This window comes from Streptomyces sp. NPDC001222 (assembly GCF_042896945.1).
GTDB classification, from domain to species: Bacteria; Actinomycetota; Actinomycetes; order Streptomycetales; family Streptomycetaceae; genus Streptomyces; species Streptomyces gibsoniae.
The window spans coordinates 1-21247 of the sequence record NZ_JBIAXT010000063.1 but is presented as its reverse complement, the minus strand read 5'-3'; the positions used below and the strand labels follow the sequence as shown (position 1 = coordinate 21247).

The following is a 21247-nucleotide window of genomic DNA, read 5'->3' as shown; positions in this document are numbered from 1 at the left end:
CCCCCGCCGCTACCTGCCCGAAGGCAGCATGGACAAGATCTATCCGGCTGAAGATCAACCCGGCACGGTTACACCACTACAGGGGACATGACCCAACGTCCCGGGCCCACAGGTACTCCGAGACGGTTTCGAGGTAGAAACCGTGTTCATCAACAGCATGAGTCTGTGCGGTAGCACGTCGCCGGAGTACGGCCACGTCCGCGAGGCCGCTGCCTGCCACCTCGCCGGAACCGTGCGTATCGCCGTCGTCCGGTTGCCCGGCAAGCAACGTCAGACGACGGCGACTTCCTGAATCCCGCATAGCCTCGCAAGTTACTGGCCGAACTCGTTGAATCTGCCTGCAATACAGGGAATCCCAGACGCACGAGTGAACGCCAGCAGAGGGGCTCTCACCTCCTCACTTGCACTCACCTCTCGTTCCGGGCGGTCGAGGAACCCGCGTGAACTCCACTTGGCAGCAGCGCCTCGCTGCGCGGCACCCGGTCCACCTCACGGCGGGGGTGCTTCTTCCGGGAGCACGGCATCACCTGCTCCAGGCGCCGGGCAGCCGGTCGAGGCGGTGCGGGTGGCGGGGGCCGGGACGCTGCGGGCGGGGCCCGCCGATCCGGCAGCGTGGGCGGGAGATGAGCACGAGCACTTCCTCCAGTCGTCGGTGGACAGCGCCGCGCCCCGCCGACGTCGTGCTGGTGTCGGCGGGGCGCAACGGGTGGCGCGGCTGGTTTATGGCCGTGTGCGTGGGGTGCTCTCCGGGCGTGGTCGGCGCGGGCGTGGTGTGGCCAGGGCGGGGCTGGTCCGGCTGCTGCTGGGGGGCGTGCAGGTGGGTGCCGACCAGGTAGTCGATCAGCAGCCCGGTGACGCCGAAGTCCTTGGGGCGGTCGACCTTCCACCGGGTCGGTGCCGGGGGCTCGGGAAGCATTCCTACGACGGTCGGGGCTTTCGCCAAAACGGGGTCTCCTTCTCGCTGGTGCTGTGACCGGAAACGATCAGCGGCGTAAGTGGTCGATGTCCAATGCCGGGTGAGGGAGCGATGATGACGAGATGACTGCCAGCTCACGTGCTCATTCGTTCAACTCGGCGGCCGCCCAGTATGAGGCGAGCCGCCCTTCGTATCCGCCCGCGCTCTTCGACACCGTTGAGGAGTTCCTGAGCCGTTCGCTGACGGGTGCCCGCGTCGCGGACATCGGTGCGGGCACTGGAATTGCGACCAGGCTCCTGAGTGAGCGGGGCGCTGACGTGATCGCCGTCGAGCCCGGTGACGCGATGGCTGCCCAGTTTCGTCAGGTGCTCCCGGGCGTGCCGATCGTTCGGGGTGACGGCAATGCCCTCCCTCTCGCCGATTCCTCTCACGATCTCCTCACGTACGCGCAGTCCTGGCAGTGGACCGATACCAGTCGTTCCGTCCCGGAAGCGCTGCGTGTCCTGCGCCCGGGCGGTGCGCTCGTAATCTGGTGGAACACCACCGCTTTCGACGTGCCGTGGATCCACGCCCAGCATGAGCGCATCGCGCACCATTGCGGAGAGCCTCCGCGTCCTGCGGTGCGTCCCGACGACAGCGAAGCCATTCGGCTTGCGGGCCTGACCGGGCTGCGGGTCGCACGTCGGCAGATCCGCTGGCAGCGGACGGTCTCCCTCGACACGCACCTTGCCAACATCAGCAGCCGCTCGGCGCTCCTCGTGCTCGACCAGGCTGCAAACCGTGCCTTCCTCGCCGAGGAGCGCCGACACCTGCGCAATTCTTTCCCTGATGAGACCTTGGAAGAGACCTACGTGGTTGATCTGCTGATGGCCGCTCGTCCGTGATCTTGCGTTTCCGTGACCTTCAGGCGGGATGGGTGAGTGATCCGCCGCCCCAGCGGATGCCCCCTCGCAGTCGCTTCCTGAACTCGAGGGGCCCTCGCGTCACCTTCGCCAGAACAGGTGGTGCGTCACGCCGCTCGGGCTGGGCACGACCTCCAGGTGGAACCGGTCGAGCAGCTCGTCGGGGGACTCCCAGAGTCGTAGTCCGGACCCGAGCTTTACCGGCGAGACCGCCACATGCATGGTGTCGACGAGGCCGGCGTCGAGGAATTGCCGGATGGTGGTGACGCCGCCGCCGAGCCGGACATCCTTGCCCTGTGCCGCTTGCCGGGCCTGTTCGAGGACCGTGGCCGGGTCGTCGTCGATGAAGTGGAACGTGGTGTCGGAGAGCGTGAGCGACGGACGCTCGTGGTGAGTCATGACGAACACCGGAGTGCGGAACGGGGGCTCCTCCCCCCACCAGCCGCGCCACTCATGGTCCTGCCAGGGCCCTCGCTGGGGACCGAATTTGTTGCGGCCCATGATCTCGGCACCGATGTTGCGTGCGAAGTCCCGTGTGAAGTAGTCGTCGAGGCCCCGGCTCCCGCCGGGATCCGTGCGTATGGGCCAGCTCGCCGTGGCTCCGGCCCAGGCGAATAGCCTCTCGGGATGGTCCTGGCCGAACGGCCGCTCGAGACTCTGGTGCTCACCGGCACCGATTCCGTCACTCGAGACGTTGAAGTTCATGACTCTCAGCAGTTGATCCACGGGTTTCCTCGTTAGGTTCTGTCGCGTCATCGTGCGGCGAGGCGCCGCACATCATGACGTCGAACGGGACGTGGCCGGATCGACAGCGGACCACAACTCTTTTCCGAGGCGCGTCAGCAAGCCACCCCGTTGGCGGCGTGGCCGGGCCGGCGCGGACGGCATCAAGGTGGTCACGGTGGCCGCCGCGACCACTCACGTGCGCCGCAACGGACGTCACCGCCCATCCAGCCGTTCCAACCGCCAACCCGGCGAACCTTCCCCGGTCAGAGCACTATCTAGCGGTTGGGGTGGTGCGCGCGGCCAGGCGGCCTGTCCGGTCCTCGCCCGGCCCGGGGGTGCGGGGCGGGGTGGGCGAGGGCCAGGCAGGGCGTCAGGTCTCAACGGGTGCGGCGGGTCCTGAACTGCCGGACTGCCTACTGCCGCAACTGGTCGAAGCGGGTGGGGTGGGTGTGCCGCCAGGCCGTCTGGTCCGCGCTGCACAGGGTGCGAAAGGACTGGGACGCGCCGCACGTGCATGTCCAGGAGCAGCAGTACGGCGGCAGCCACGAGCGCGAGGACAGCGGCGCCGCCGACGAACTGGGCGGGCAGAGGCAGCTCCTTGTCCACGACGCCGGCGAGTTCGGCGAGGACCGCACCGTCGAAGGCGAGTAACAGGGGGGCCTTGCTGTCGGTGCGGCTGATCTTCGCTTCGACGTCGTGGCAGGCATCGTCCAGGTTCTTGCCCGGGTCGCACATGGCCAGGGGCAGGGTGTCGGGGCTGGTGCCGAGGGGCATGGTCGTTTCCCTTCCAGCCGGGCTGTTCGGCTCCCCTTCACCACCCGGCCCGCGCGAGGCGGGACGGGTGGATCAGGCAGCCGTCAGTGCTCGGGGCGCTGCTGGGTCAGGCGGCCGCCCGGTGCGTGCCGGAGGCCAGGGGAGTGATGTAGCCACCGGGGTCCACGGGTGTGCCGTCGAAGCACTCCAGGCAGCACCCGAGCTTCTTGGAGAGGCAGATGTAGAACCGCCTCCCGCATTGGCCACAGGTCTGCCGAGCTGCCATTGCCGGGGCCAGGGCTCGTTCCTGAGCGAGCGTGGAATCCGCTTGGGCTTCGCCAGGTCGACGCGGAGCAGGAAGCCGCGGCGTGGGATACGCACGCGCGTCCACAAAGGGGCAGTTGCTCGACCGACAGATCCACGTACTCGCCGAAGCGGGATGCCTCCGTATCTTCGCCGACAAGAAGTCCGGCAAGAACGCCGAAGCCGAAGAACTGCGGGCCGCGCTCGACTACTCCGGCCCGGGGACACCCTCGTCGTCCCGTCGCTCGACCGGCTCGGCCGCTCCATCCAGGACATCATCGCCATCGTCTCCGGCTTGCGCAGGCGCGGCATCGGCTTCACCTCACTCCACGAGACGCTCGACACCACCACGCCCGGCGGATGCCTGCTCTTCCACGTCTTCGCCGCCCTCGCCGAGTTCATCCGCGAACTCATCGTGCAGGTCACTAACGAGGGCTTGGGCGCCGCGCGCGCCCGCGGCGCCCGACTCGGCCGCCCGCCGGCCATGACCGAGGAACAGGTACGCCACGCCCGCGACCTGCTCACCCGCCCGGAGAACATGGTCTCCTCGATCGCCAAGTTCCTCGGTGTCTCCCGCAACACGATCTACAAGTACGTGCCCGAGCTGAAGGGCGGACGACTCGCGCTCGCCGAGCCGACAGGGGCAGCAGCACTGCCCCGCCCAGCGCAGTCGGCAAAGTAACCACGGCATCGGCCCAGTTCAGCGATATTCGTTGTCTTTGCGGCCGCTGATCCGGCTCCCCCCTCCAGGTAGGGGGAAATCCGCTTGGTGAGCCCTCTCGCCCGTGCTGAAATGCGCGGATGGATACTTCTGAAGTACTTGCCCTCTTCGACCGTCAGCTGCGGCGGGATACCCTCGCCGACGCGCCCGGCACCCGGGTCGATCGGGTCGGCCAGGTGGTGCGTCAGGTCGGCGTCGAGGGCGGCTGGAGCGCGGTCGTCTGGTCCGGCCTGGACCAGGCCACGGCGCAGTCGGCGATCGCCGAGCAGGTGCAGTACTTCACCGAGCTAGGCCGTGAGTTCGAGTGGAAGCTCTACTCGCACGACCAGCCCGAGGATCTCGGCGAACTGCTGCTGGCGGCCGGGTTCGAGGCTGAGCCCGACGAGGCCCTGATGATCGCCCGGATCGCCGACCTGCCCGATGGCGGCGGACTGCCCGAAGGTGTCCGGCTGCACCCGGTGACCACCCCGGCCGACGTGGAGCTCATGCTGTCCGCGCACGAGGGGGCGTTCGAGACGACTGCGGACTGGCTGCGGCCGAGCCTGCTCGACATGCTGGCCGAGAGCCCGAGGACGGTCAGCATGGTCGTCGCGATGGTCGGCGACATGCCGGTCTGCGGGGCGCGGATGGAACTGCACCCGGGCACCGAGTTCGCCAGTCTGTGGGGCGGCGGCACCGTACCCGCCTGGCGTGGCCGGGGGATCTACCGGGCGCTGGTTGCGCACCGTGCCAAGATCGCCGCCGAGCACGGCTACCGCTACCTACAGGTAGACGCCTCCGACGAGAGCCGCCCGATCCTGCAGCGGCTCGGCTTCACCGCTCTGAGCACCACGACCCCGTACGTGTACAAGCCGTAGCCGGTAACCCCTGCTCAACGCTTCTCGCTCGCGGGCTGGAGCACCCCGGTCCTCGCCGGACCCGCAGGGCGGGGCGGGCGAGGACCAGGCAGGCGTCGCGCCGCAAGGCGGGCCTGGTCGAGGAGGCGACGAAGGCCGTCCTGGCCGCGGCCGACCTCGCTCCGGACGACGCCCTGCGGGTGTGGGTCCTCGTGCACGAACAACCCGAGGGTACTTGGGGCGCGGGCGGCTCCGTCATCCGCTACGCCGACCTGGTGGCAGTTGCGAAGGGACAGCGCACCGATGCGTGAACTGACCTACGTCGCCCGGCGCACCGTCGCGTGGCGCGAGGCACCCGACCCGAAAATCCAGGCCGACGGGGAGGCGATCGTCGCCCCGGTGGCCGCCACCTCCTGCGACGTGGACTCCTCCATCCTGGCCGGTCACGGCTTCATCGGCCCGCCCTTCGCCCTCGGCTACGAGTGCATCGCCCGGGTCGTCGAGACCGGCGACGCCGTCACCGCCGTAGTCCCCGGTGACCTGGTCGTCGTACCCTGGTCCATCAACTGCGGCACCTGCGAGCGCTGCCGGGCGGGGCTGACCGCGCACTGCACCGCTGTCCCCTACATGGCGATGTACGGCGCACCGATCGGCGGCAGTTGGGGCGGGCTCTTCTCCGACCTGGTCCGCGTGCCCTACGCCGACGCCATGCTCGTCCCGCTACCGGCCGGCCTCGACCCGGTCGCCATGGCCTCCGCCAGCGACAACTGGTCCCTGGCCTGGCGCCTGGTCGCACCTCAAGGGCCGCCCCGGAGCCCGCGTCCTGGTCGTCGCCCGCGGCAGCATCGGCCTGTACGTGTGCGACATCGCCCGCTCACTCGGCGCCTCCGAAGTGCTCTACGTCGACCCCGGCCCCGAACACCGCACCTTGGCCCGCGCGTTCGGGGCCGCCACCGCCGAGACCTTGGACCCGATCCCCCAGGGCTACGACATCGCCGTCGAGGCCACCGGACGTGTCGACCAGCTCGCCCTGGCCGTCAAATCCCTCACTCCGGAAGGGATCTGCGAGTCGGCGGGCAACCATTTCCGTCCCGGTGAGCTACCCCTGCTCGACATGTACCTCAACGGCGTCACCCTGCGCATCGCCCGCGACAATGTCCGCGCCCACATCCCCGACGCCCTCGAACTCGCCGCCTCCGGCAAGGTCGCCCCCGAGAAAGTCGTCTCCCACGTCATCGACTGGGAAGACCTGCCGACCGCGCTGCCGGAGAAGCGTCTGAAGCCGGTCTTCGTCCGGGCCGATGACTGACCGCACCCGGCCCGCACCCCACCAGCCCACCGCCCCGAGAAGCCTGATGCACACGTCCCTCACCGACCCGACACCCACCGACTCCACGCGAGCGACAGACGAGGAAGAGGAACTGGAACACCAGAAGGCGGCCATCAGCCGCCTCGGCCACGAACTGCGCGTCCTGGTGGAAGCCACAGTCCGCACCGCCGCCTCCCCGGACACACTCCACCGTGTGGCGGACGGCGTCCGCCACGTGACCGGTCAGCTGACGGGGCGACGGCGGTCGCGAGCGGCGATTTCCGAGGTGGACGAGTTCCCCGCAGGAGCCCGGATGTACGGCCCTGTCACCGGGGCCGGAAGCCCGCAGGCCCCGCCCGTGCAGGTGACGCACACCGCAGACGGCCTGATGGCTCACTGCACGCTCGGCATCGCCCACGAAGGACGGCCACGGCGGCATGAGCGCCATGCTCCTGGACGAACTCATGGGCCGCGCCTGCGCAGAAGCCGGAACGCCCGGCCTGACCGTCTCCCTTCAGATGCGCTACCACCGCCCGGTCCCACCGGAAACACCTCTGAGGATCCTCGCCCGCGTCACCGGCGCGGACGACCGCAAGGTCTTCGTGAGCGGGTCGATCACCACGGAGGAAGCCCCTGCCACAGACCTGGTCACAGCCGACGGAGTCCTCATCGCTCCCGATCCTCGTCGCACCCGCGCTTTGTTTCCGGGGCTGCAAACAGACCGGTGACCCAGTGTCGGCGACGCGTGAATCAGCCGTCGCCGACACCGTCTGGCAGTTCCGGCCGCTACAAGATCCGGGTCAGCTCAGTCTGCTGGGTTGCCGTGCGTTTGCACTGCTGTGGCCAGGTGGTCGGCAAGGGGCTCGGGCAGCGCTTGGCCGTTCGTGGTCTGCAGGAGGGCGTCGGCGACGAGGTGCAGTTTCGTGTTGCTGTGCTGGGACGTTGTCACCAGGACCTGCCAGGACTGCTGCGCGGTCAGGTGGAACGATGCCATGAGCATGCCCCGGGCCAGATCGATCGTCGCGCGGGTCTGCAGCGCCCGATGCAGTTGCGCGTTCTCGGTTGCGAGATCATCGCTCGATGAGTCTGCTGTGCGTGCTGTCTCGGGGCGCGGTGGCACTGAGGGAGTGGGCGGGTGCTCATTCGGCTGTGACGAGCCTGGAGCGAAGAGTGGGAGGGTGCCGGTGAGGGCCAGCAGGCGTTCCACGGCCGGGCTGGTGGCGCGCAGGATGAGGCTCTTGGCGCTGGCGCGGGCGCGGTGGCGCACGTTCAGTAGGACGTTGAGGGCGGAGCAGTCGCAGAAATCGACGCCCGCGAGATCGAGTTCCAGGCCTGCGTTGGCGTCGTCGAGTGCATTGCTCAGCGTCTGCTGCAGCAGTTGGTCGTACTCCAGGTCGAGCTCACCGGAGACAGTCACCACGAGCCGGTCGCCGATGGCGTCGACACGCAAGGTCACCGGCGTCGGCGTCTGCTCGAACGTGGTACCACACTCAGTGCAGGGCCCCTCACCTGGGGGAAGGGCCGCGTGATGGGACATCTCAAGCTCCCGCACATGCCGGTTTCGTCGACCACCTCCAGCATCACCCCACCTGACTCTCACGTCAACAAAAACATGAAATTTGATTCATCCTTTTGAACGCGTGAATCAAGACGCCTATCGTGGGGTACATGGATCGAGTGCCGGAGCCGCATACTGGCTGGACGTTTCTGACCAATCACTCTCGGGTGCTGGCCGCTATCGCCGAAGACCGCACCACCCGCGTCCGCGACATCGCCTTGCGCTGCCGACTCACCGAGCGGTCGGTGTTGAAGATCATCGCTGACTTGGAAGAGGGCGGGTATCTCACCCACGTCAGGGAGGGCCGCTCAAATGTCTACCGCATCGCCCCAGACGCGCCCCTGCGCCATCCCGCGGATGCCCCGGCCACCGTCGCAGAGTTGCTGTCGCTCCTGGTCCACCACGAGTCCACGCACCACACCGCTGCAACCGCAGCAGATCACGACGCACCCTGACCCGGCGGGATCGGCGGCGCAGCCGCGGCGGGGATCGGGCCGCCGCTCGGCCGGTTGGTCAGCACGGCCAGCACCATCCGGTCTCCTCTGCCCGCCAGGACGCCGAACGCGCCCGGGTAGCGGCCAAGGCGCTGACCCAAACGGTCGACGACAGCCGCACCGGTCGCTGACGCACCAACTGACGGCGGCGCGGCGCGAACGCAACCGAGATCGGCCGTCAGCGCGGCGGCACCGTCATGCGGGGGACGTCGGTGGGGGTGAGGTCAGGGCGGGCACGGTGCATGCGTGCGGGGTGGCGCCACCGGCCGGAGGCATCGCGGGCGACGTCGACGCCGACTTCCACCACCTGCTCGGGTTCCACCAGCGTGACGTCCAGCGTCTCCCGGCTGCCCCGCCCGAGGGAGAACGACCAGCCCGTCCACGGATGCTCGCGCCGGCCGGGGCGAGTAGTCCGGCGACCGTGCTGCTCGCCGCCTGGGCGAGAGTGGTGGTGCGGCCGGTGTACTGAATGCGGCCACGGTCGTCGAACTTGCCGAGCAGCACCGCCCTGACGAGCCATCAGCCCACTGTGCTCGCCCAACTGCTAATGAACAGGGAAAACGTCAAAGCGCTGCCGAAGTACTAGTCGAACTCTCCTGCCTTGACACCTCGGACGAAGGCACGCCATTCGTCCTCGGTGAACAGGAGTACGGGACTGTCCGGGCTCTGGGAGCCACGGACCGCTGCTCCTCGCGTACGCCAGGGCTGCCCGGGACGGACCCGTCGGCCGCCTGCGAACCGTCCACGTCCCACGCGTGGGCGACCCCCTGGTACGTCACCCCGTTGACCGTGGGCCGCGGTCCGCCGATGGAGATGGTCATCCCCGCGGGAGGCGGACTGGACACGGTCCGCCAGGTCGGGCTGCTGGCGCTGCCGCAGTCCGCTCCGGCCGGCAATGTAGGCGTCGGCAGTGCCGGGTCGATCGGGGTCTCGTCGGCGGCCGCTGTCGCCGGAAACGCTGCCACGATCGCGCCGGCCAGCAGAAGGGCGAGTCTGCCGCACTGGTGCGCGGTTCGATTCACAGGTGTCTTCCTTCCGCGCCGTGCCCGTATGTCAGTGTCGAATGCCTGCGCTCTCGCGGGGGCAGCGCCCGGCGACCCGGTTGCGCGCACGGCGATTGCCAGGGCGACATGCGTCTCCCCACGCACGCGGCCTTCCGCCCCCGCCGCCGCGGCACGGGACCGCAGAGCACCCGGACACTAACACCGCCTCGGAGGCCCCTAGCGTTCCTTGATCAACTATTTACTGCGTGCGGCGGTCGGCTTCTCACACGTCTTTCGGGCTCCACTGCCGGTCCCCAGGCCGGCCCGGCGGGCAGTCTCCGGCCGGTGCGTGCCGCAGTCGGCCGGTCAGGGCAGCTCTGCCCCGTACCGGGCGAGCAAGATGCGGAGCGGGGGCCTTCGGCATCTACGCACTACATCAGTCCCCGTGCGTGTGCCCGATCAGGCCGCGGTTTGCTGAGAACAGCTGGGGAACGGCGGAGGTTTCGTCCGAATGCCGGAGGAAGCAGTCATGGTGACCTGGTGCCCGTCCCGCACTCGCAGCCCGCCCTAGACCCAGGTCTTCTCCGGCCCACGGCTGTAGTCGACTTGGGACTTGATGCGGTGGCCGTCCGGCTACCAGCCCGGCGCCGGCGGGAACGTGCGGGGGATGACCGGTCCGAGCTCGTCGGCGCAGACGACCGTCGCGCCCTCGGGCGGGTAGGTGTAGGGCTCGATGATCCTGGTCCTTTCCCTCGAACTCACATCCTTCGAGCGGGGCCAGGACCGGGTGCGGTGCCAGCGCACCCCCTCGGCCAGCAGGATCCGGCGGACCAGGCTGCGGCCGACTTCGAGGCCCAACCGCTGTGCTTCAGCGGCCAGTGCGTCGAGAGTCCACTCCGGTGGTCCGGACCCATCCGCCGCAGCCAACTCGCCGTCGGCCTGCACCGTGAGCCGGCCCGGCGCGGGCCGTCTGACCAGGGCGATGATCTGGGAGCGTTCCGCCTCGGTGATCCGACGCTTGCGGCTTGACCACCCAGATCCTCCAAACCGTCCAGGCCCAAGCGGTTGAAGCGGACCTGCGGGCGTGGTTGATTTTCGAATCAAGCTTCACCGACCTGGACGTTAGGTCGCAGGCGTGGCCGAGCGTAACTGTAGGATCACAGAGTCCTTGCAAGGCCTCACTCCCAGGAGACAGCCCATGTCTACGAAGGTCAACTTTCAGGGCACCCCGATCGCTGTCGCCGGTGACCTCCCGTCGAAGGGGCAGAAGGCGGAGCCGTTCAAGCTGGTCGCCAAGGATCTGTCGGATGTCTCGCTGGACCATTACGCCGGGAAGCGTAAATTGCTGAACATCTTCCCCAGCTTGGACACCGGCGTCTGCGCGGCGTCCGTCCGGAAGTTCAATGAGGTGGCGGGCAGACTCGACAACGCCGTGGTGCTGTGCATCTCCGCAGACCTGCCGTTTGCACAGTCGCGGTTCTGCGGGGCCGACGGCCTGACCAACGTGATCACCCTGTCAACGCTGCGCGGCCGCGAGTTCCTGCGGGACTATGGAGTGGAGATCACTGAGGGTCCGCTGACTGGTCTGGCCGCCAGGGCCGTCGTCGTTTTGGACGACAACGACACGGTCATCTACTCCGAGCTCGTGCCGGAGATCACTAACGAGCCCAACTACGACGCTGCCCTGGCCGTTCTGGGCTGAGGCCGGCGAGCGATAGTCAAGCGTTGTGGGTGAGCTGAGCCCAGCCACGAGCCGGGCCGCAGCCTCGGGTGGGCTGCAGGATGTCCCCATGAGCTTGCACTACGAGATGGTCTTCACCTGCTTCCTGAAGGACAACACCCCTGAGTCAGTTCTTGACGCCCTCCGCTGACGCATGGGCCTGCGCGCCGCCCAGCCGGCAGCTGTCGGTACTGATGAGTGCCCGTATCCCCTGCTGACTCCGAATTCGGACAGCAACACGCACCTGGCCGACGGTGAGCTCGGGCGTCTGGTGCACCAGCCCCGCGGCTCTCGCAATGCCTGGGGACTCTTCGTCCGTGGAGGAGCTCATAGCGGTCCTTGAACTGCTGGCTCCGCACGTCGACGAGCCGTGTTACGGCGGCTACTTCCGTGAGGAAGCCGATGCCTGGTCCTCCGTCTTCATGTTCCGCGAAGGAACGTACGACGTGACCGGGCCCCCCTTCACCCCGGCAGCAACGACCCCGGCCGGTAACCATCCGGCCGGGGTCTCTCTACGTGTTGTTACTCGGGGCGGATGTGCTCCGCCTGCGGGCCCTTCTGACCCTGCCCGACGTCGAACGTGACTCGCTGGCCCTCTTCCAGGGAGCGGAAGCCGGAGGCGTCGATGTTCGAGTAGTGAGCGAAGACGTCGGGGCCGCCGCCGTCCTGTTCGATGAATCCGAAGCCCTTTTCAGCGTTGAACCACTTGACGGTACCGGTGGCCATGCCTGTCTCCCTCAAGGGAATTCAGGGCCCCGCACCGCGCGGGATCCGGAGGTGATCGCCTTGGTCCGGAGAGGCGCTGAACAGCAAGAACGCCCGAGACATGTGCCACGGGCGAACAGACTTCGGAACCACGACTTCTGGCATCGACGCTACACCGGGCCGGGCCACTCGTAACAGGCCTTACGGGATCACGTAAGCGCCCCAGGACCACGACGCCCGCGAAGGCCAGGAGTTGAGCTGTGAGTTGCCCTGCTGGCCGCTACCGGCCGACAACGCGGCGGCTGCGGACGGCCTTCCCCCCCGGCCCAGTGAGATCGACGGCCATCATCCCGTCTGCAGCCCCGTGGACGAGGATCCAGCCCTTCGCCTTGAGCCCTTCGAGTTGCTGCCGAGTGTCCGGGCCCAGCTCCTGGACGAGGTGTCTCTCCAACGGTGGCATGCCGGCGTCCAGGAGCTTCGCGAGCCGGAAGACGAGCGCTTCCTCCCGAGCGGTGATACGGAAATCCATGCGCTGACGCTACGCCCCTGCCGACCAGGGAGCGCGGGGACCCCTTGGTCGAACACCAATGCGTGAACCGTGCAGCGCCGCCGCGCGTATATCTTTCGCGCTCAGGTTTTGCGCTCAACCCGATCGGCGTCAACATCAACCAGGTCGCCCACGTCCTCGACAGCGACACCTGCGGCTTGCTCGCCTACCTGTACGGCCCGAGCCGTCACGACGAACACCTCGTTCCGCATACCGTGGCGGGCTTCGCCATGCTCGACCCCGGTCGCGAGGAGACGCCACCCTGACCAGCTCGCCTGCCGCCTCGATGCGGTCGTACGGCTGTGCAACAGCGAGTTCGGCAAAAGGCTCACCGACTGCGTCTGGGACTGCCCGGTTCGTGCTGACCCCGAGGACCGCTACATCTCGGCGAGATCGCCCAGCTCGGTCATTGGAGGATCCGCCGACCCGCCGTGCGCTGAGTCCGCCAGCCGCCGATGGCACTGTGCTTCCCAGCCTTGCCCCTGGAGGGAGAGCCCCGCATGACTTTCGGTTGCATCGCATTGACGAAGACCCAGCCCGGTTCCCACGACGAAGTCGTCTCCATTCTCTTGAGCGCTGCTGGCGGCCTTCGTGAAGCTGGTTGCGACCTCTACCTCGTGGGTCTGCCTCACGACGACGACGTCACGATCTGGGTGACCGAGGTTTGGCAGACCAAAGGGCCCCACGATGCCTGGCTGGAGCTCCCCGAAGCCGTCAGCGAGGCCATGCCGAAGCTGAAAAGAGGGTCCGCCAAGCAGGAGTTGTCCGTTGCGAGCGGGCTGGGGCTCTGATGAGACTCCGTCGACCGCGTGACATGCCGGCAGGCCCCAGACTGGGCGCTTGGCGGGTTCGCAGTGGTGGCAGGGCCGATGCCGCGGCGTTCCCGGCCTCCCTTGCCGAAGGCCGGCAGACCGCGGAACGGCGGCGGCTGCGATGCGCTCAGGACGTGTTGCCAGCGTTGGAGCAGCCCGAAGTCGAGGGAGGCGCCGCGCGCCGCGTCGGCCCGCAGCAGCTCCTGGGCCGCTGGCAGGCCCTTCGCGCGGGTGGCATCCACAGCGGTGTCGAAGGCGCGAATGTCCTCCGCCGCGCCGTCGCGCAACGGGGTCACGGGTTCGTCCCCGCCGCTGTCCGGGACCTGCTGCCATAGCACGCTCTCGCGCACCGCGAGTCAGCGACGCAGGCGGTCCGGTGCCGGCCCGGCGGATCATGCACTGTCGTCCTGCCGCAGTGAGGCAGCCCTGGGACATCAACACCCTCCGTAGAACTTGATTGCTTCCTTAGGGTGGAAAGGGGAGTAGGTGGAGAGGTGCGCAAGAGATCCGGGTACTCATGTCTACCAGCAGTTAATAATCAAGGAATCCACTTCAGGCAGGGAAACTCTCCTGCGTGACAGTATTGCCCTTATGTGAATTACCGCTCAGTGTGAAATCATGGATCCTGTCCGCTTCTAGCCGAGAGCAGCATCGCTATGCCTGATGGTTCTCATTGGTCGAGGCCGCAGTACCTTCATGAGGTCGTAACCAACCCCAACATCCACGTGACAGGAACTCACAGTTACTACAGTCACGCCTGGTCCGGCGACTTCGAAGGGTCCGTGGTGCGTTACCTCCACGGAGATGCCTACAGCCGAGAGAACCGGAACTGGGTGCCACCCTGGCCCATCGACCAACTGCATATCGGCGATTATGTGTGCATCGGAGCAGAAGTTGTAATCCTCATGGGCGGCAACCATCTTCATCGCACAGACTGGTTCAGTCTCTATCCTTTCCGCGACGTTCGCGTCGACGCTTATCAGGGAAAGGGAGACACTGTCATCAAGGATGGTGTCTGGATCGGCATGCGCGCCATGATCATGCCTGGCGTAACACTAGGCGAAGGCGCCGTAATTGCTGCTCAAAGTGTAGTCACCCGCGATGTGCCGCCCTACACCCTTGTGGCCGGCAGCCCTGCACGGGAAGTCCGGAAGCGCTTCGCTCCGGAGGTCATCGACCGGCTCCTGGCACTGGACATCTACAAGTGGAGCGACGAAAAATTCGAGTCTCTACGTCCGGTTGTCTGCGGATCAAGTATCGACGCCCTCGAGGAGACGTCCCAGGCATGGGACATCTCAGGTCCAACGGTCCATAGAAATGCAGTCGCTGCCCCTGTGGCGTGACGTCTCCCGTAAATATGCGCAGCCAGAATCGGAATCACGAGGTACGGGTCTCGTCTAGACGCTTCAAGGAGGAAACAGGAATGTGTCAGATTCCTTACTCTCGTGTCGCTCTCGTCACCGGTGGGTCCGGCGGGATCGGTCGCGCCGTAGTCAGACGACTGGCGGAAGAAGAGTTTTCTATAGGTGTTCACTACGCAGAAAACAAGGACACGGCCTACAGCCTGGTGGAGGAGATCGCGTCGCGTGGCGGTCGGGCTATCGCAATCGGCGGCGATGTCGCCGACGAAGACGCGATGGCTGCAGCCTTCAATGAAGTCGAAGTTGAATTCGGGGGAATCGACGTCCTCGTCCACACCGCCGGCATCATGCGGTCTGGACCAATCGCGACCCTGGACCTGACTGAGCTCGACCAGATCCACCGCACTAACATCCGCGGCACGTTCGTCGTCGACCGGCTGGCGGCCCGGCAACTACGCGCCGGCGGAGCAATCATCAACTTCTCCACCACCATGACCCGCACGCAATGGCCCGCCTACGGTGCATACGTCACGAGCAAGGCGGCTGTTGAGGCAATTACTCTGGTGCTTGCCCGCGAGCTGCGCGGCAAGGACATCACGGTCAATGCTGTCGCCCCCGGCCCTACCGCCACCTCGATGTTTTTCGGTGACAAGAACGAGACAACCATCGGAAACCTCGCCAAGGCCGCACCGCTCGAGCGTCTGGGACGCCCCGAGGACATGGCCGAGATAGTGGCCTTCCTCGCAGGACCAGCGCGCTGGGTAAACGGCCAGGTACTGTTCGGCAACGGTGGTCTCGCCTGAGCTGAATCCTTTCCGATCGCACAGCAATCACAAGGCCGCTGGTCACGCGGCTCTGATCAAACCTCAGAGGATCTGCACTCTTTTCGGATTACAGGAACGTCCCGCGTTGAACACGTTCGACTTGCCCCGTAAAGAGTGAGGGTCAAGGCTCGGTGTTGAACCTGCGCATCACGCCTGGTCACCGATGTCTTTAGCTGATGCTACATCAGGACAAAGTGTGGCTCGCACCCTTCCGACCTGCAGGAACGTGAACCTCCGGCTGTAATACCCAGTCAATTGATCGGGAAACTTGAATGCAAGTCCCCAAGGAAAGGTTAGGGAATCGGAAAATGAACAGAATGAGAACCAGGGTGATCGCTAGTGCGGCATTTGCTTTGATGGGAGTGTCGGCCACCGCCTCGCCAGGAACGGCTGCCACCCGGGATGTCGGTACAGAGAAGCTATACCTGACGGTCTCTGGAACCACGCAGTACGGGTATCCGTTTACATCTAAGAAGCCGGGGGACGAATTCGGCGGCAGTGGGAAAGTTGCTGAGAGGAACACCGCAGTAGGCGACGGGAAATTCTCGTACTACTGCAAAATCACTGCTGTCAGTACCGCTCCCAACACGCTCACCAGCATCTGTCACGCCGCGCTGGACCTGCCAAAAAAAGGTCAGATCATGCTGGAGGCGCTGGTTACCCAAAAGGCTGGCACTTCGGGTTTCCGGATGGCGGTCACGGGTGGAACGAACGACTACGAATTTGTAAGGGGCCATGCTGACTTCACTGAAACGCCACCACCCGCGAGAATCGTCGTCTCTCTGGTTCATCCATAAAGACGCTCGCGGTAGCGCCCGGCGTGGGAGCACCTCGCCGACCGGCACTATTAAGTACTGCAGCCAAATTCTGGTTTGCCTCGCCGAGGGCCGGGGTCACGAATTGGTGTTGAACGCGCGCATCACGCCCAGCAGGGCTGTTGCAAGGTCGGATCTGAGGGGCGAATGTGCAGGCAGGTCGTCCTAGTCCATGGGGCCTGGGCGGACGCTTCGAGCTTCGCTCCGGTGACATCCCGGCTCCAGCAGGACGGCTATACCGTCCTTGACGCGCCCAACGCGCTGCGCGGCCTGTCTGCCGACGCCGCCTCCGTCGCCGCGTTCGTCAACCAGGCCACCAACGGCCCTGTCGTGCTCGTCGGCCACTCGTACGGCGGAGCGGTCATCACCAATGCCGCGGCCGGCATTTCGCGTGTCAAGGCCCTGGCGTACATCGACGCCTACGCCCCGGCGCAAGCGGAGACCGTAGCCCAGCTGACCAGCGCCAAGCCCGGCTCCCTGCTCGCGGCCACCGACCCGACCAGCGTGTTCAACGCCGTTCAGGACCCGTCCGAGCCGCAGGGCGACCCGGACCTGTACGTCAAGCGCGACCTCTTCCCGAAGGCGTTCGCCAGCAACCTGCCCGCCGAAGTCGGCGCCGAGCTTGCGGCCTCCCAGGCCCCGGTTACCGGCGGCGCCCTGAACGAGCCGTCAGGAGCCGCGGCCTGGCAGACCGTGCCCAGCTGGTTCTTCATCGGAACGAAGGACCAGGTCATCCCGCCGGCCGAGCAGCAGGCCATGGCAGAGCGGGCGCACGGCACGGTCGTGACTGCCGCCGCGGACCACCTGTCGATGCTCGAGGTTCCGTCCACTGTCACGAAGGTGATCGAGGACGCCGCCACCGCCGCGGTCGGTACCCGGTGCCCCCCCGGTCGTGCTCGTCCACGGACTGTGGATCCACGCCTCGGCGTGGCACCCGTGGGTCGACCTGTTCACGAGCGCCGGCTACGAGGCGCGGTCCGCACACTGGCCCGGTGACGGCGACACGGTCGAGGCGACCCGGCGCTTCCCCCAGCAGGTGGCGGGCTATGGAGTGCAGGACGTCACCGATCACATCGCGCGCCAGATCGACCGGCTTGGCGAGCGCCCCGTGGTGATCGGGCACTCATTCGGCGGTTTGATCGCCCAGAAGCTCCTGGCCTCGGGCATCGCCTCGGCCGCCGTCGCCATCGACCCGGCGCCGATCAAGGGGGTGAAGGCCCTGCCGATCCCGCAGATCCGTTCGGCACTGCCAGTGCTGCGCAGCAAGGCCAACCGGGACGGGTCCGTGATGCTCACCCGCCGCCAGTTCCGCTACGCGTTCGGCAACGCGGTCAGCCGCGAGGAATCTGACGAGTTGTACCGGCGCTGGGCGATTCCGGGACCGGGACGGCCGATATTCGATCTGACGGCCGCCAAGAAGGACCCGTACTCGCCCACCGAGGTCGACCTGAGCGACCGCGTGCGCGGGCCTTTGCTGATCCTCGGTGGGGACCGCGACCACACCGTCCCCGAAGTGGTGGCACGCCAGGCGGCCGAGCTCTACCAGCCCGGAACCAACACCGACTACCGACGGATCCCGGGGCGCGGGCACTCGCTGGTATTCGACAGCGGGTGGCGTGAAGTCGCCGACGTCGTGCTCGACTGGGTCGGGCAGCATGACACTCCCCGGCCCGCTGACCCGGTGCCCACAAACAAGCGCACGTAACCGCAGGGATATCCGGTCGCGGGTACCGACGACGAGCCGCTGGAACCCGCGGCACGGCCCCATATCTGCAACTCGACCGCCTCCACCACCGAGCCCGGGGAAGGCACCCGGTCCCGAGTATCTCGACCCCGAGGCATTCACCGCCGACACTCCGCTGGGTCGCTACCGCGGCGTCACTGAGCAGATCCGGATGTCGCAGACCCCGGGCTACTACACCAACCCGCTGATCCCGCGCGGCTCGCACCGTCCCGAATGGCGGTGACCCGATGACGAGCAGCGTGCTGGCCCTCGGCATCTTCACCGGGCGCATACTGAAAGTCGATCCCCTCACCGGCGCCGGAGATCCTCGCCGAGCGAACCGGCGCCCGCCCCGACGGCATCGTCGGGTCGGCGACACAATCTACTGGACCACCATGGGTGAGGCGCTCTGGACGAGCTCGTCAAAGCGTCCCTCGGTCTGCGTTGGGCCACCATCGGGCCCTTCGAGTCCCGACACCTCGGCGGCGGACCGGGTGGCATCCGCCACCAAATCGCCTCTATCGGCTCCCAGATGACGTTCGAGATCGGCGCCCCGGACCCCACCAAGATGGACCAGGTCATTGCCCAGGTCGAGGAGACGTACGGCGCCGGTCCGCAGGCCTACGAACAGCTGGCTGCCCGCCGCGACCGGCGTACCCGCGCCGTAAGCGCAGCCCTCATCGCCAGTGACGCCGCCGCAGACGGAGCGGGGCCACATGGGCCCGCTGGATCGAACTCCTAAATCGGTGTCGCGGTTCGAATCCTGCGAACACCTGCCGTGTACCTCGCAGGAGGCCGTGCCGGGGCTGACTGAACTGGCTGATCCGCTGCACGAACACCTCACCGCCCTGGCCCGCGCCGCCGCCGGAGCCGAGACCGTGGCCCCGGGGGCGTTGCGGTCGGTCTACGACTCCTTCACCGCCCGCTCCGGCCTGCTGGCCGAGAGGCCAGACGGCTCCGGAAGCGCCGCGATCGGCCGCGCCGTCGCCCTGAGCACCGCGACCGTCGACGCTGTCGAGGCGCTGACCGCCACCATCGCCTCCCGCCACCGGCCCGGTCGTCACACGGCAGCGTGAGATCCCCGGACTCGTGGCCCGCCTTGACCATGGCTCTCCGTACCCTGTGCGCTTGGCCGCACGCCGAAATGTCCGGATTCTTCAGGGCGAGGCGAGGCCCGTGATGTCTATGCCGTGATGCAGGTTAGTGCGCTCACCTGCGGATGATGTGGTCCGACGGATACGGGGTGGCCGGGGTGAGCGGCGGACCCCCGGCTTCCGACCCCATCGGTTGGGCGTAGAGATAGGGAACCGGGATCGGCGAGGTGGGAGGGAACCCTGGTACGGCGGCGTCGAGATGGGCATCCAGGCTCAGGGCGGCGGAGATGAGGGCGAGGTGGGTCAATGCCTGTGGGAAGTTGCCGAGTTGCTCGCCGGTCAGCCCGATTTCCTCGGAGTACAGACCGAGATGATTGGCGTAGGTGAGCATCTTCTCGAAGACCAATCGCCCCTCACGCAGATGGCCGGCGCGGGCGAGGGCCTCGACGTACCAGAACGTGCACGCGGAGAAGGTGCCTTCGGACCCGCGCAGCCCGTCCGGAGAGGCTGAGGGATCGTACCGATACACGAGGCCGTCGGACACTAGATCTTTCTTGATCGCGTCCAGGGTCGAGAGCCACCGCGGGTCCTGCGGGGGGATGAACCCCACCGCGGGCATCCGCAGCAACGCGGAGTCCAGGACCTCGCTGCCCAGGTACTGGGTGAAAGCGGCCCGCTCCTCACTCCAACCTCGCCGCATGATCTGCCAGTAGGCGGCGTCGCGTTGCCTGGTCCAGCGCTGCACCTCGCCGGGGCGGCCGCTCCGGGCGGCCATACGGACGGCCCGGTCCAGCGCGATCCAGCTCATCAGCCGCCCATAGGTGAAGTCTTTGTCGCCTCCCCGCGTTTCCCAGATACCGGCTTCGGGACGGTCCCAGTTCTCGCACACCCAGTCCACCGTGTTGATCAGTGCCTCCCAGATGCGGCAGGTTGTCGGCAGACCGCGCAGATCGGCGAAATGGAGGCACTCCAACGCCGAGCCATAGATGTCAAGTTGCAACTGGTCAGCGGCACCGTTACCGACCCGCACCGGAGCTGAGGCCCGGTAGCCTTGCCAGTGCCCGAGGCTCTGCTCCGCCAGGTCAGAGGAGCCGTCGACGCGGTACATGACCTTCAGAGGGTGCTCGCCCCGTCCGGCGACTTCCTGAACGCGGTCGCCTAGCCACTCGGCGAAGGCCATGGCTTCGTCGGTGAATCCCAGTCCGAGCAGCGCGTGCAGGGACAGGGAGGCATCACGCACCCAGGCGTAGCGATAATCCCAGTTGCGCTCGCCTCCCACCTGTTCCGGCAGGCTGGTGGTCGGGGCCGCGACCATGGCCCCGGATGGGGCATATGTCATCAGTTTGAGCGTCATAGCAGAGCGGTTGATCGTCTCCCGCCACCGTCCGGTATAGCGCGAACGCGCCAGCCAGTTGTGCCAGAAGGCGATGGTGCCCTCCAGAAGGCGCTCGCATTCCTCCGGCGGAACGATGCGGGGCGGACCGTCGGCGAACGTCTCCAGCATGAGGCCGCGGGTCATACCGGCCCGCAGCCTTATGGACATGAGCGCGTTGCCTGCGCGGATTCTCCGGTCGTCCAGGCGCTCGTCGTCGAGTGTGTCCACCACGTGGACGGTGAAGTGCGCATCCCGGCTGGCGAAATGCCAGCCGCCCATGGAGGACGTGACCTCGTGCGGTTGCCGCGCGTAGTCGAACCGCGGGGCGACCTCGATGTCGAAGGAGATCTCGCCGCGTGTGCAGCGCAGCATGCGGACCAGCCGGTGCTTGTTCGTCGGACTGCGCGGCGAGGCAGGAGGCATGAAATCCACGACCGAGCCGACGCCTTGCTCGGTCATGAATCTGGTGAGCAGCACACAGGTGTCCGGGTAGTACAGCTGCTTGGTCGCATACGTCGGCGCCCGGGGAACGATCGTCCAGTGACCGCCGCTGTCACCGTCAAGCAGCGCTGCGAAGATGCTCGGCGAGTCGAACCGCGGGCTGCAGAACCAGTCGATCGTTCCCTCGGTGGACACCAGCGCGGCCGTGTGCAGGTCACCGATGAGCCCGTGGTCGGGGCCTCCCCCTGAGTGGTGGACACGCTGATACTGGATCTGCTTGATCCGGAGGAAGCGAGAACCCCGCCGATGGCGATGAAGGACTACTCGGA

General features: G+C 67.0%; 25 protein-coding genes and 4 pseudogenes. 20 read left to right on the top strand and 9 right to left on the bottom strand.

Annotated elements, in window-relative coordinates:
• Positions 1-523: 523 nt before the first annotated feature.
• Entirely contained in the window at positions 524-916 is a 393-nt protein-coding gene (locus ACFY2Z_RS40505; protein ID WP_390749000.1) for a hypothetical protein, read from the bottom strand.
• Between the two features lie 122 nt (positions 917-1038).
• On the opposite strand from ACFY2Z_RS40505, the gene ACFY2Z_RS40500 reads away from it, so the two are divergent.
• Positions 1039-1800 carry a class I SAM-dependent methyltransferase gene (locus ACFY2Z_RS40500; RefSeq protein WP_390748999.1) on the top strand — a complete coding sequence of 254 codons (762 nt, stop codon included), beginning with the start codon at positions 1039-1041 and terminating at the stop codon, positions 1798-1800.
• 99 nt (positions 1801-1899) lie between these two features.
• On the opposite strand, the gene ACFY2Z_RS40495 is transcribed toward ACFY2Z_RS40500, so the two are convergent.
• Positions 1900-2544: a dihydrofolate reductase family protein gene (locus ACFY2Z_RS40495; protein WP_390748998.1), complete on the bottom strand. Its 645-nt coding sequence runs from the start codon at positions 2542-2544 to the stop codon at positions 1900-1902.
• 483 nt (positions 2545-3027) lie between these two features.
• On the opposite strand from ACFY2Z_RS40495, the gene ACFY2Z_RS40490 reads away from it, so the two are divergent.
• A complete protein-coding gene (locus tag ACFY2Z_RS40490; protein WP_390748997.1) occupies positions 3028-3195 on the top strand; it encodes a hypothetical protein in 168 nt (55 codons plus the stop codon).
• 229 nt (positions 3196-3424) lie between these two features.
• On the opposite strand, the gene ACFY2Z_RS40485 is transcribed toward ACFY2Z_RS40490, so the two are convergent.
• The gene (locus tag ACFY2Z_RS40485; protein WP_390748996.1) at positions 3425-3583 is read right to left on the bottom strand and encodes a hypothetical protein; all 159 of its coding nucleotides are present in this window, start codon (positions 3581-3583) and stop codon (positions 3425-3427) included.
• A 31-nt stretch (positions 3584-3614) separates the two neighbouring features.
• Between ACFY2Z_RS40485 and ACFY2Z_RS40480 the strand changes: the two are divergent.
• The 6 genes and pseudogenes from ACFY2Z_RS40480 to ACFY2Z_RS40455 all read left to right on the top strand — a co-directional run.
• Positions 3615-4003: pseudogene (locus ACFY2Z_RS40480) on the top strand (recombinase family protein); the annotation flags it as partial.
• Between the two features lie 81 nt (positions 4004-4084).
• Complete coding sequence (locus tag ACFY2Z_RS40475; RefSeq protein ID WP_390749002.1) at positions 4085-4282, top strand: hypothetical protein; 198 nt, start codon at positions 4085-4087, stop codon at positions 4280-4282.
• Positions 4283-4401: 119 nt separating this feature from the next.
• Complete coding sequence (locus tag ACFY2Z_RS40470) at positions 4402-5178, top strand: GNAT family N-acetyltransferase (RefSeq protein ID WP_390748995.1); 777 nt, start codon at positions 4402-4404, stop codon at positions 5176-5178.
• Between the two features lie 92 nt (positions 5179-5270).
• A pseudogene (locus tag ACFY2Z_RS40465) lies at positions 5271-5468 on the top strand (tautomerase family protein); the annotation flags it as partial.
• Positions 5461-6466, top strand: a pseudogene (locus ACFY2Z_RS40460) (zinc-binding dehydrogenase). The pseudogenes ACFY2Z_RS40465 and ACFY2Z_RS40460, both read left to right, overlap by 8 nt.
• Before the next feature lie 437 nt (positions 6467-6903).
• Complete coding sequence (locus ACFY2Z_RS40455; protein ID WP_390748994.1) at positions 6904-7194, top strand: PaaI family thioesterase; 291 nt, start codon at positions 6904-6906, stop codon at positions 7192-7194.
• A 77-nt stretch (positions 7195-7271) separates the two neighbouring features.
• Here ACFY2Z_RS40455 and ACFY2Z_RS40450 read toward each other — a convergent pair whose 3' ends face one another.
• On the bottom strand, positions 7272-7922 hold the full coding sequence (locus ACFY2Z_RS40450) for an anti-sigma factor antagonist (RefSeq protein WP_390748993.1): 651 nt from the start codon (positions 7920-7922) through the stop codon (positions 7272-7274).
• A gap of 212 nt (positions 7923-8134) precedes the next feature.
• Between ACFY2Z_RS40450 and ACFY2Z_RS40445 the strand changes: the two genes are divergently transcribed.
• Both ACFY2Z_RS40445 and ACFY2Z_RS40440 read left to right on the top strand, forming a co-directional pair.
• On the top strand, positions 8135-8479 hold the full coding sequence (locus tag ACFY2Z_RS40445) for a helix-turn-helix transcriptional regulator (protein ID WP_390748992.1): 345 nt from the start codon (positions 8135-8137) through the stop codon (positions 8477-8479).
• A 292-nt stretch (positions 8480-8771) separates the two neighbouring features.
• Positions 8772-8987 (top strand): hypothetical protein, encoded by a 216-nt coding sequence (locus ACFY2Z_RS40440; protein WP_390748991.1) that lies wholly within the window; start codon positions 8772-8774, stop codon positions 8985-8987.
• Positions 8988-9100: 113 nt separating this feature from the next.
• Here ACFY2Z_RS40440 and ACFY2Z_RS40435 read toward each other — a convergent pair whose 3' ends face one another.
• Both ACFY2Z_RS40435 and ACFY2Z_RS40430 read right to left on the bottom strand, forming a co-directional pair.
• Positions 9101-9271 (bottom strand): DUF397 domain-containing protein, encoded by a 171-nt coding sequence (locus ACFY2Z_RS40435; RefSeq protein ID WP_390748990.1) that lies wholly within the window; start codon positions 9269-9271, stop codon positions 9101-9103.
• An 863-nt stretch (positions 9272-10134) separates the two neighbouring features.
• Positions 10135-10359, bottom strand: coding sequence for a hypothetical protein (locus ACFY2Z_RS40430; protein ID WP_390748989.1), 225 nt, complete (start codon positions 10357-10359; stop codon positions 10135-10137).
• A gap of 340 nt (positions 10360-10699) precedes the next feature.
• Here ACFY2Z_RS40430 and tpx point away from each other — a divergent pair, with 340 nt between their 5' ends.
• Positions 10700-11203 (top strand): thiol peroxidase, encoded by a 504-nt coding sequence (tpx, locus tag ACFY2Z_RS40425; protein WP_390748988.1) that lies wholly within the window; start codon positions 10700-10702, stop codon positions 11201-11203.
• A 540-nt stretch (positions 11204-11743) separates the two neighbouring features.
• On the opposite strand, the gene ACFY2Z_RS40420 is transcribed toward tpx, so the two are convergent.
• Positions 11744-11947 carry a cold-shock protein gene (locus ACFY2Z_RS40420; RefSeq protein ID WP_390748987.1) on the bottom strand — a complete coding sequence of 68 codons (204 nt, stop codon included), beginning with the start codon at positions 11945-11947 and terminating at the stop codon, positions 11744-11746.
• Positions 11948-12206: 259 nt separating this feature from the next.
• Positions 12207-12455: a hypothetical protein gene (locus ACFY2Z_RS40415; RefSeq protein WP_390748986.1), complete on the bottom strand. Its 249-nt coding sequence runs from the start codon at positions 12453-12455 to the stop codon at positions 12207-12209.
• Between the two features lie 134 nt (positions 12456-12589).
• On the opposite strand from ACFY2Z_RS40415, the pseudogene ACFY2Z_RS40410 reads away from it, so the two are divergent.
• From ACFY2Z_RS40410 to ACFY2Z_RS40370, 9 genes and pseudogenes are all read left to right on the top strand, one after another.
• Positions 12590-12860 (top strand): annotated as a pseudogene (locus ACFY2Z_RS40410) (mobilization protein); the annotation flags it as partial.
• Positions 12861-12973: 113 nt separating this feature from the next.
• Complete coding sequence (locus tag ACFY2Z_RS40405) at positions 12974-13264, top strand: antibiotic biosynthesis monooxygenase family protein (RefSeq protein WP_390748985.1); 291 nt, start codon at positions 12974-12976, stop codon at positions 13262-13264.
• Positions 13265-14070: 806 nt separating this feature from the next.
• Positions 14071-14628 carry a CatB-related O-acetyltransferase gene (locus ACFY2Z_RS40400; RefSeq protein WP_390748984.1) on the top strand — a complete coding sequence of 186 codons (558 nt, stop codon included), beginning with the start codon at positions 14071-14073 and terminating at the stop codon, positions 14626-14628.
• 80 nt (positions 14629-14708) lie between these two features.
• Positions 14709-15449: an SDR family oxidoreductase gene (locus ACFY2Z_RS40395; protein WP_390748983.1), complete on the top strand. Its 741-nt coding sequence runs from the start codon at positions 14709-14711 to the stop codon at positions 15447-15449.
• A gap of 338 nt (positions 15450-15787) precedes the next feature.
• Complete coding sequence (locus ACFY2Z_RS40390) at positions 15788-16267, top strand: hypothetical protein (protein WP_390748982.1); 480 nt, start codon at positions 15788-15790, stop codon at positions 16265-16267.
• 165 nt (positions 16268-16432) lie between these two features.
• On the top strand, positions 16433-17281 hold the full coding sequence (locus ACFY2Z_RS40385; RefSeq protein WP_390748981.1) for an alpha/beta fold hydrolase: 849 nt from the start codon (positions 16433-16435) through the stop codon (positions 17279-17281).
• On the top strand, positions 17178-17990 hold the full coding sequence (locus tag ACFY2Z_RS40380) for an alpha/beta hydrolase (RefSeq protein ID WP_390748980.1): 813 nt from the start codon (positions 17178-17180) through the stop codon (positions 17988-17990). The genes ACFY2Z_RS40385 and ACFY2Z_RS40380 overlap by 104 nt, the downstream gene beginning before the upstream one ends.
• A gap of 550 nt (positions 17991-18540) precedes the next feature.
• Positions 18541-18750, top strand: coding sequence for a hypothetical protein (locus ACFY2Z_RS40375; protein WP_390748979.1), 210 nt, complete (start codon positions 18541-18543; stop codon positions 18748-18750).
• Positions 18751-18805: 55 nt separating this feature from the next.
• Positions 18806-19084, top strand: a complete 279-nt coding sequence (locus tag ACFY2Z_RS40370) for a hypothetical protein (RefSeq protein WP_390748978.1) — start codon at positions 18806-18808, stop codon at positions 19082-19084.
• 133 nt (positions 19085-19217) lie between these two features.
• Here ACFY2Z_RS40370 and ACFY2Z_RS40365 read toward each other — a convergent pair whose 3' ends face one another.
• A complete protein-coding gene (locus ACFY2Z_RS40365) occupies positions 19218-21191 on the bottom strand; it encodes a glycoside hydrolase family 15 protein (RefSeq protein ID WP_390749001.1) in 1974 nt (657 codons plus the stop codon).
• Between the last annotated feature and the right edge of the window lie 56 nt (positions 21192-21247).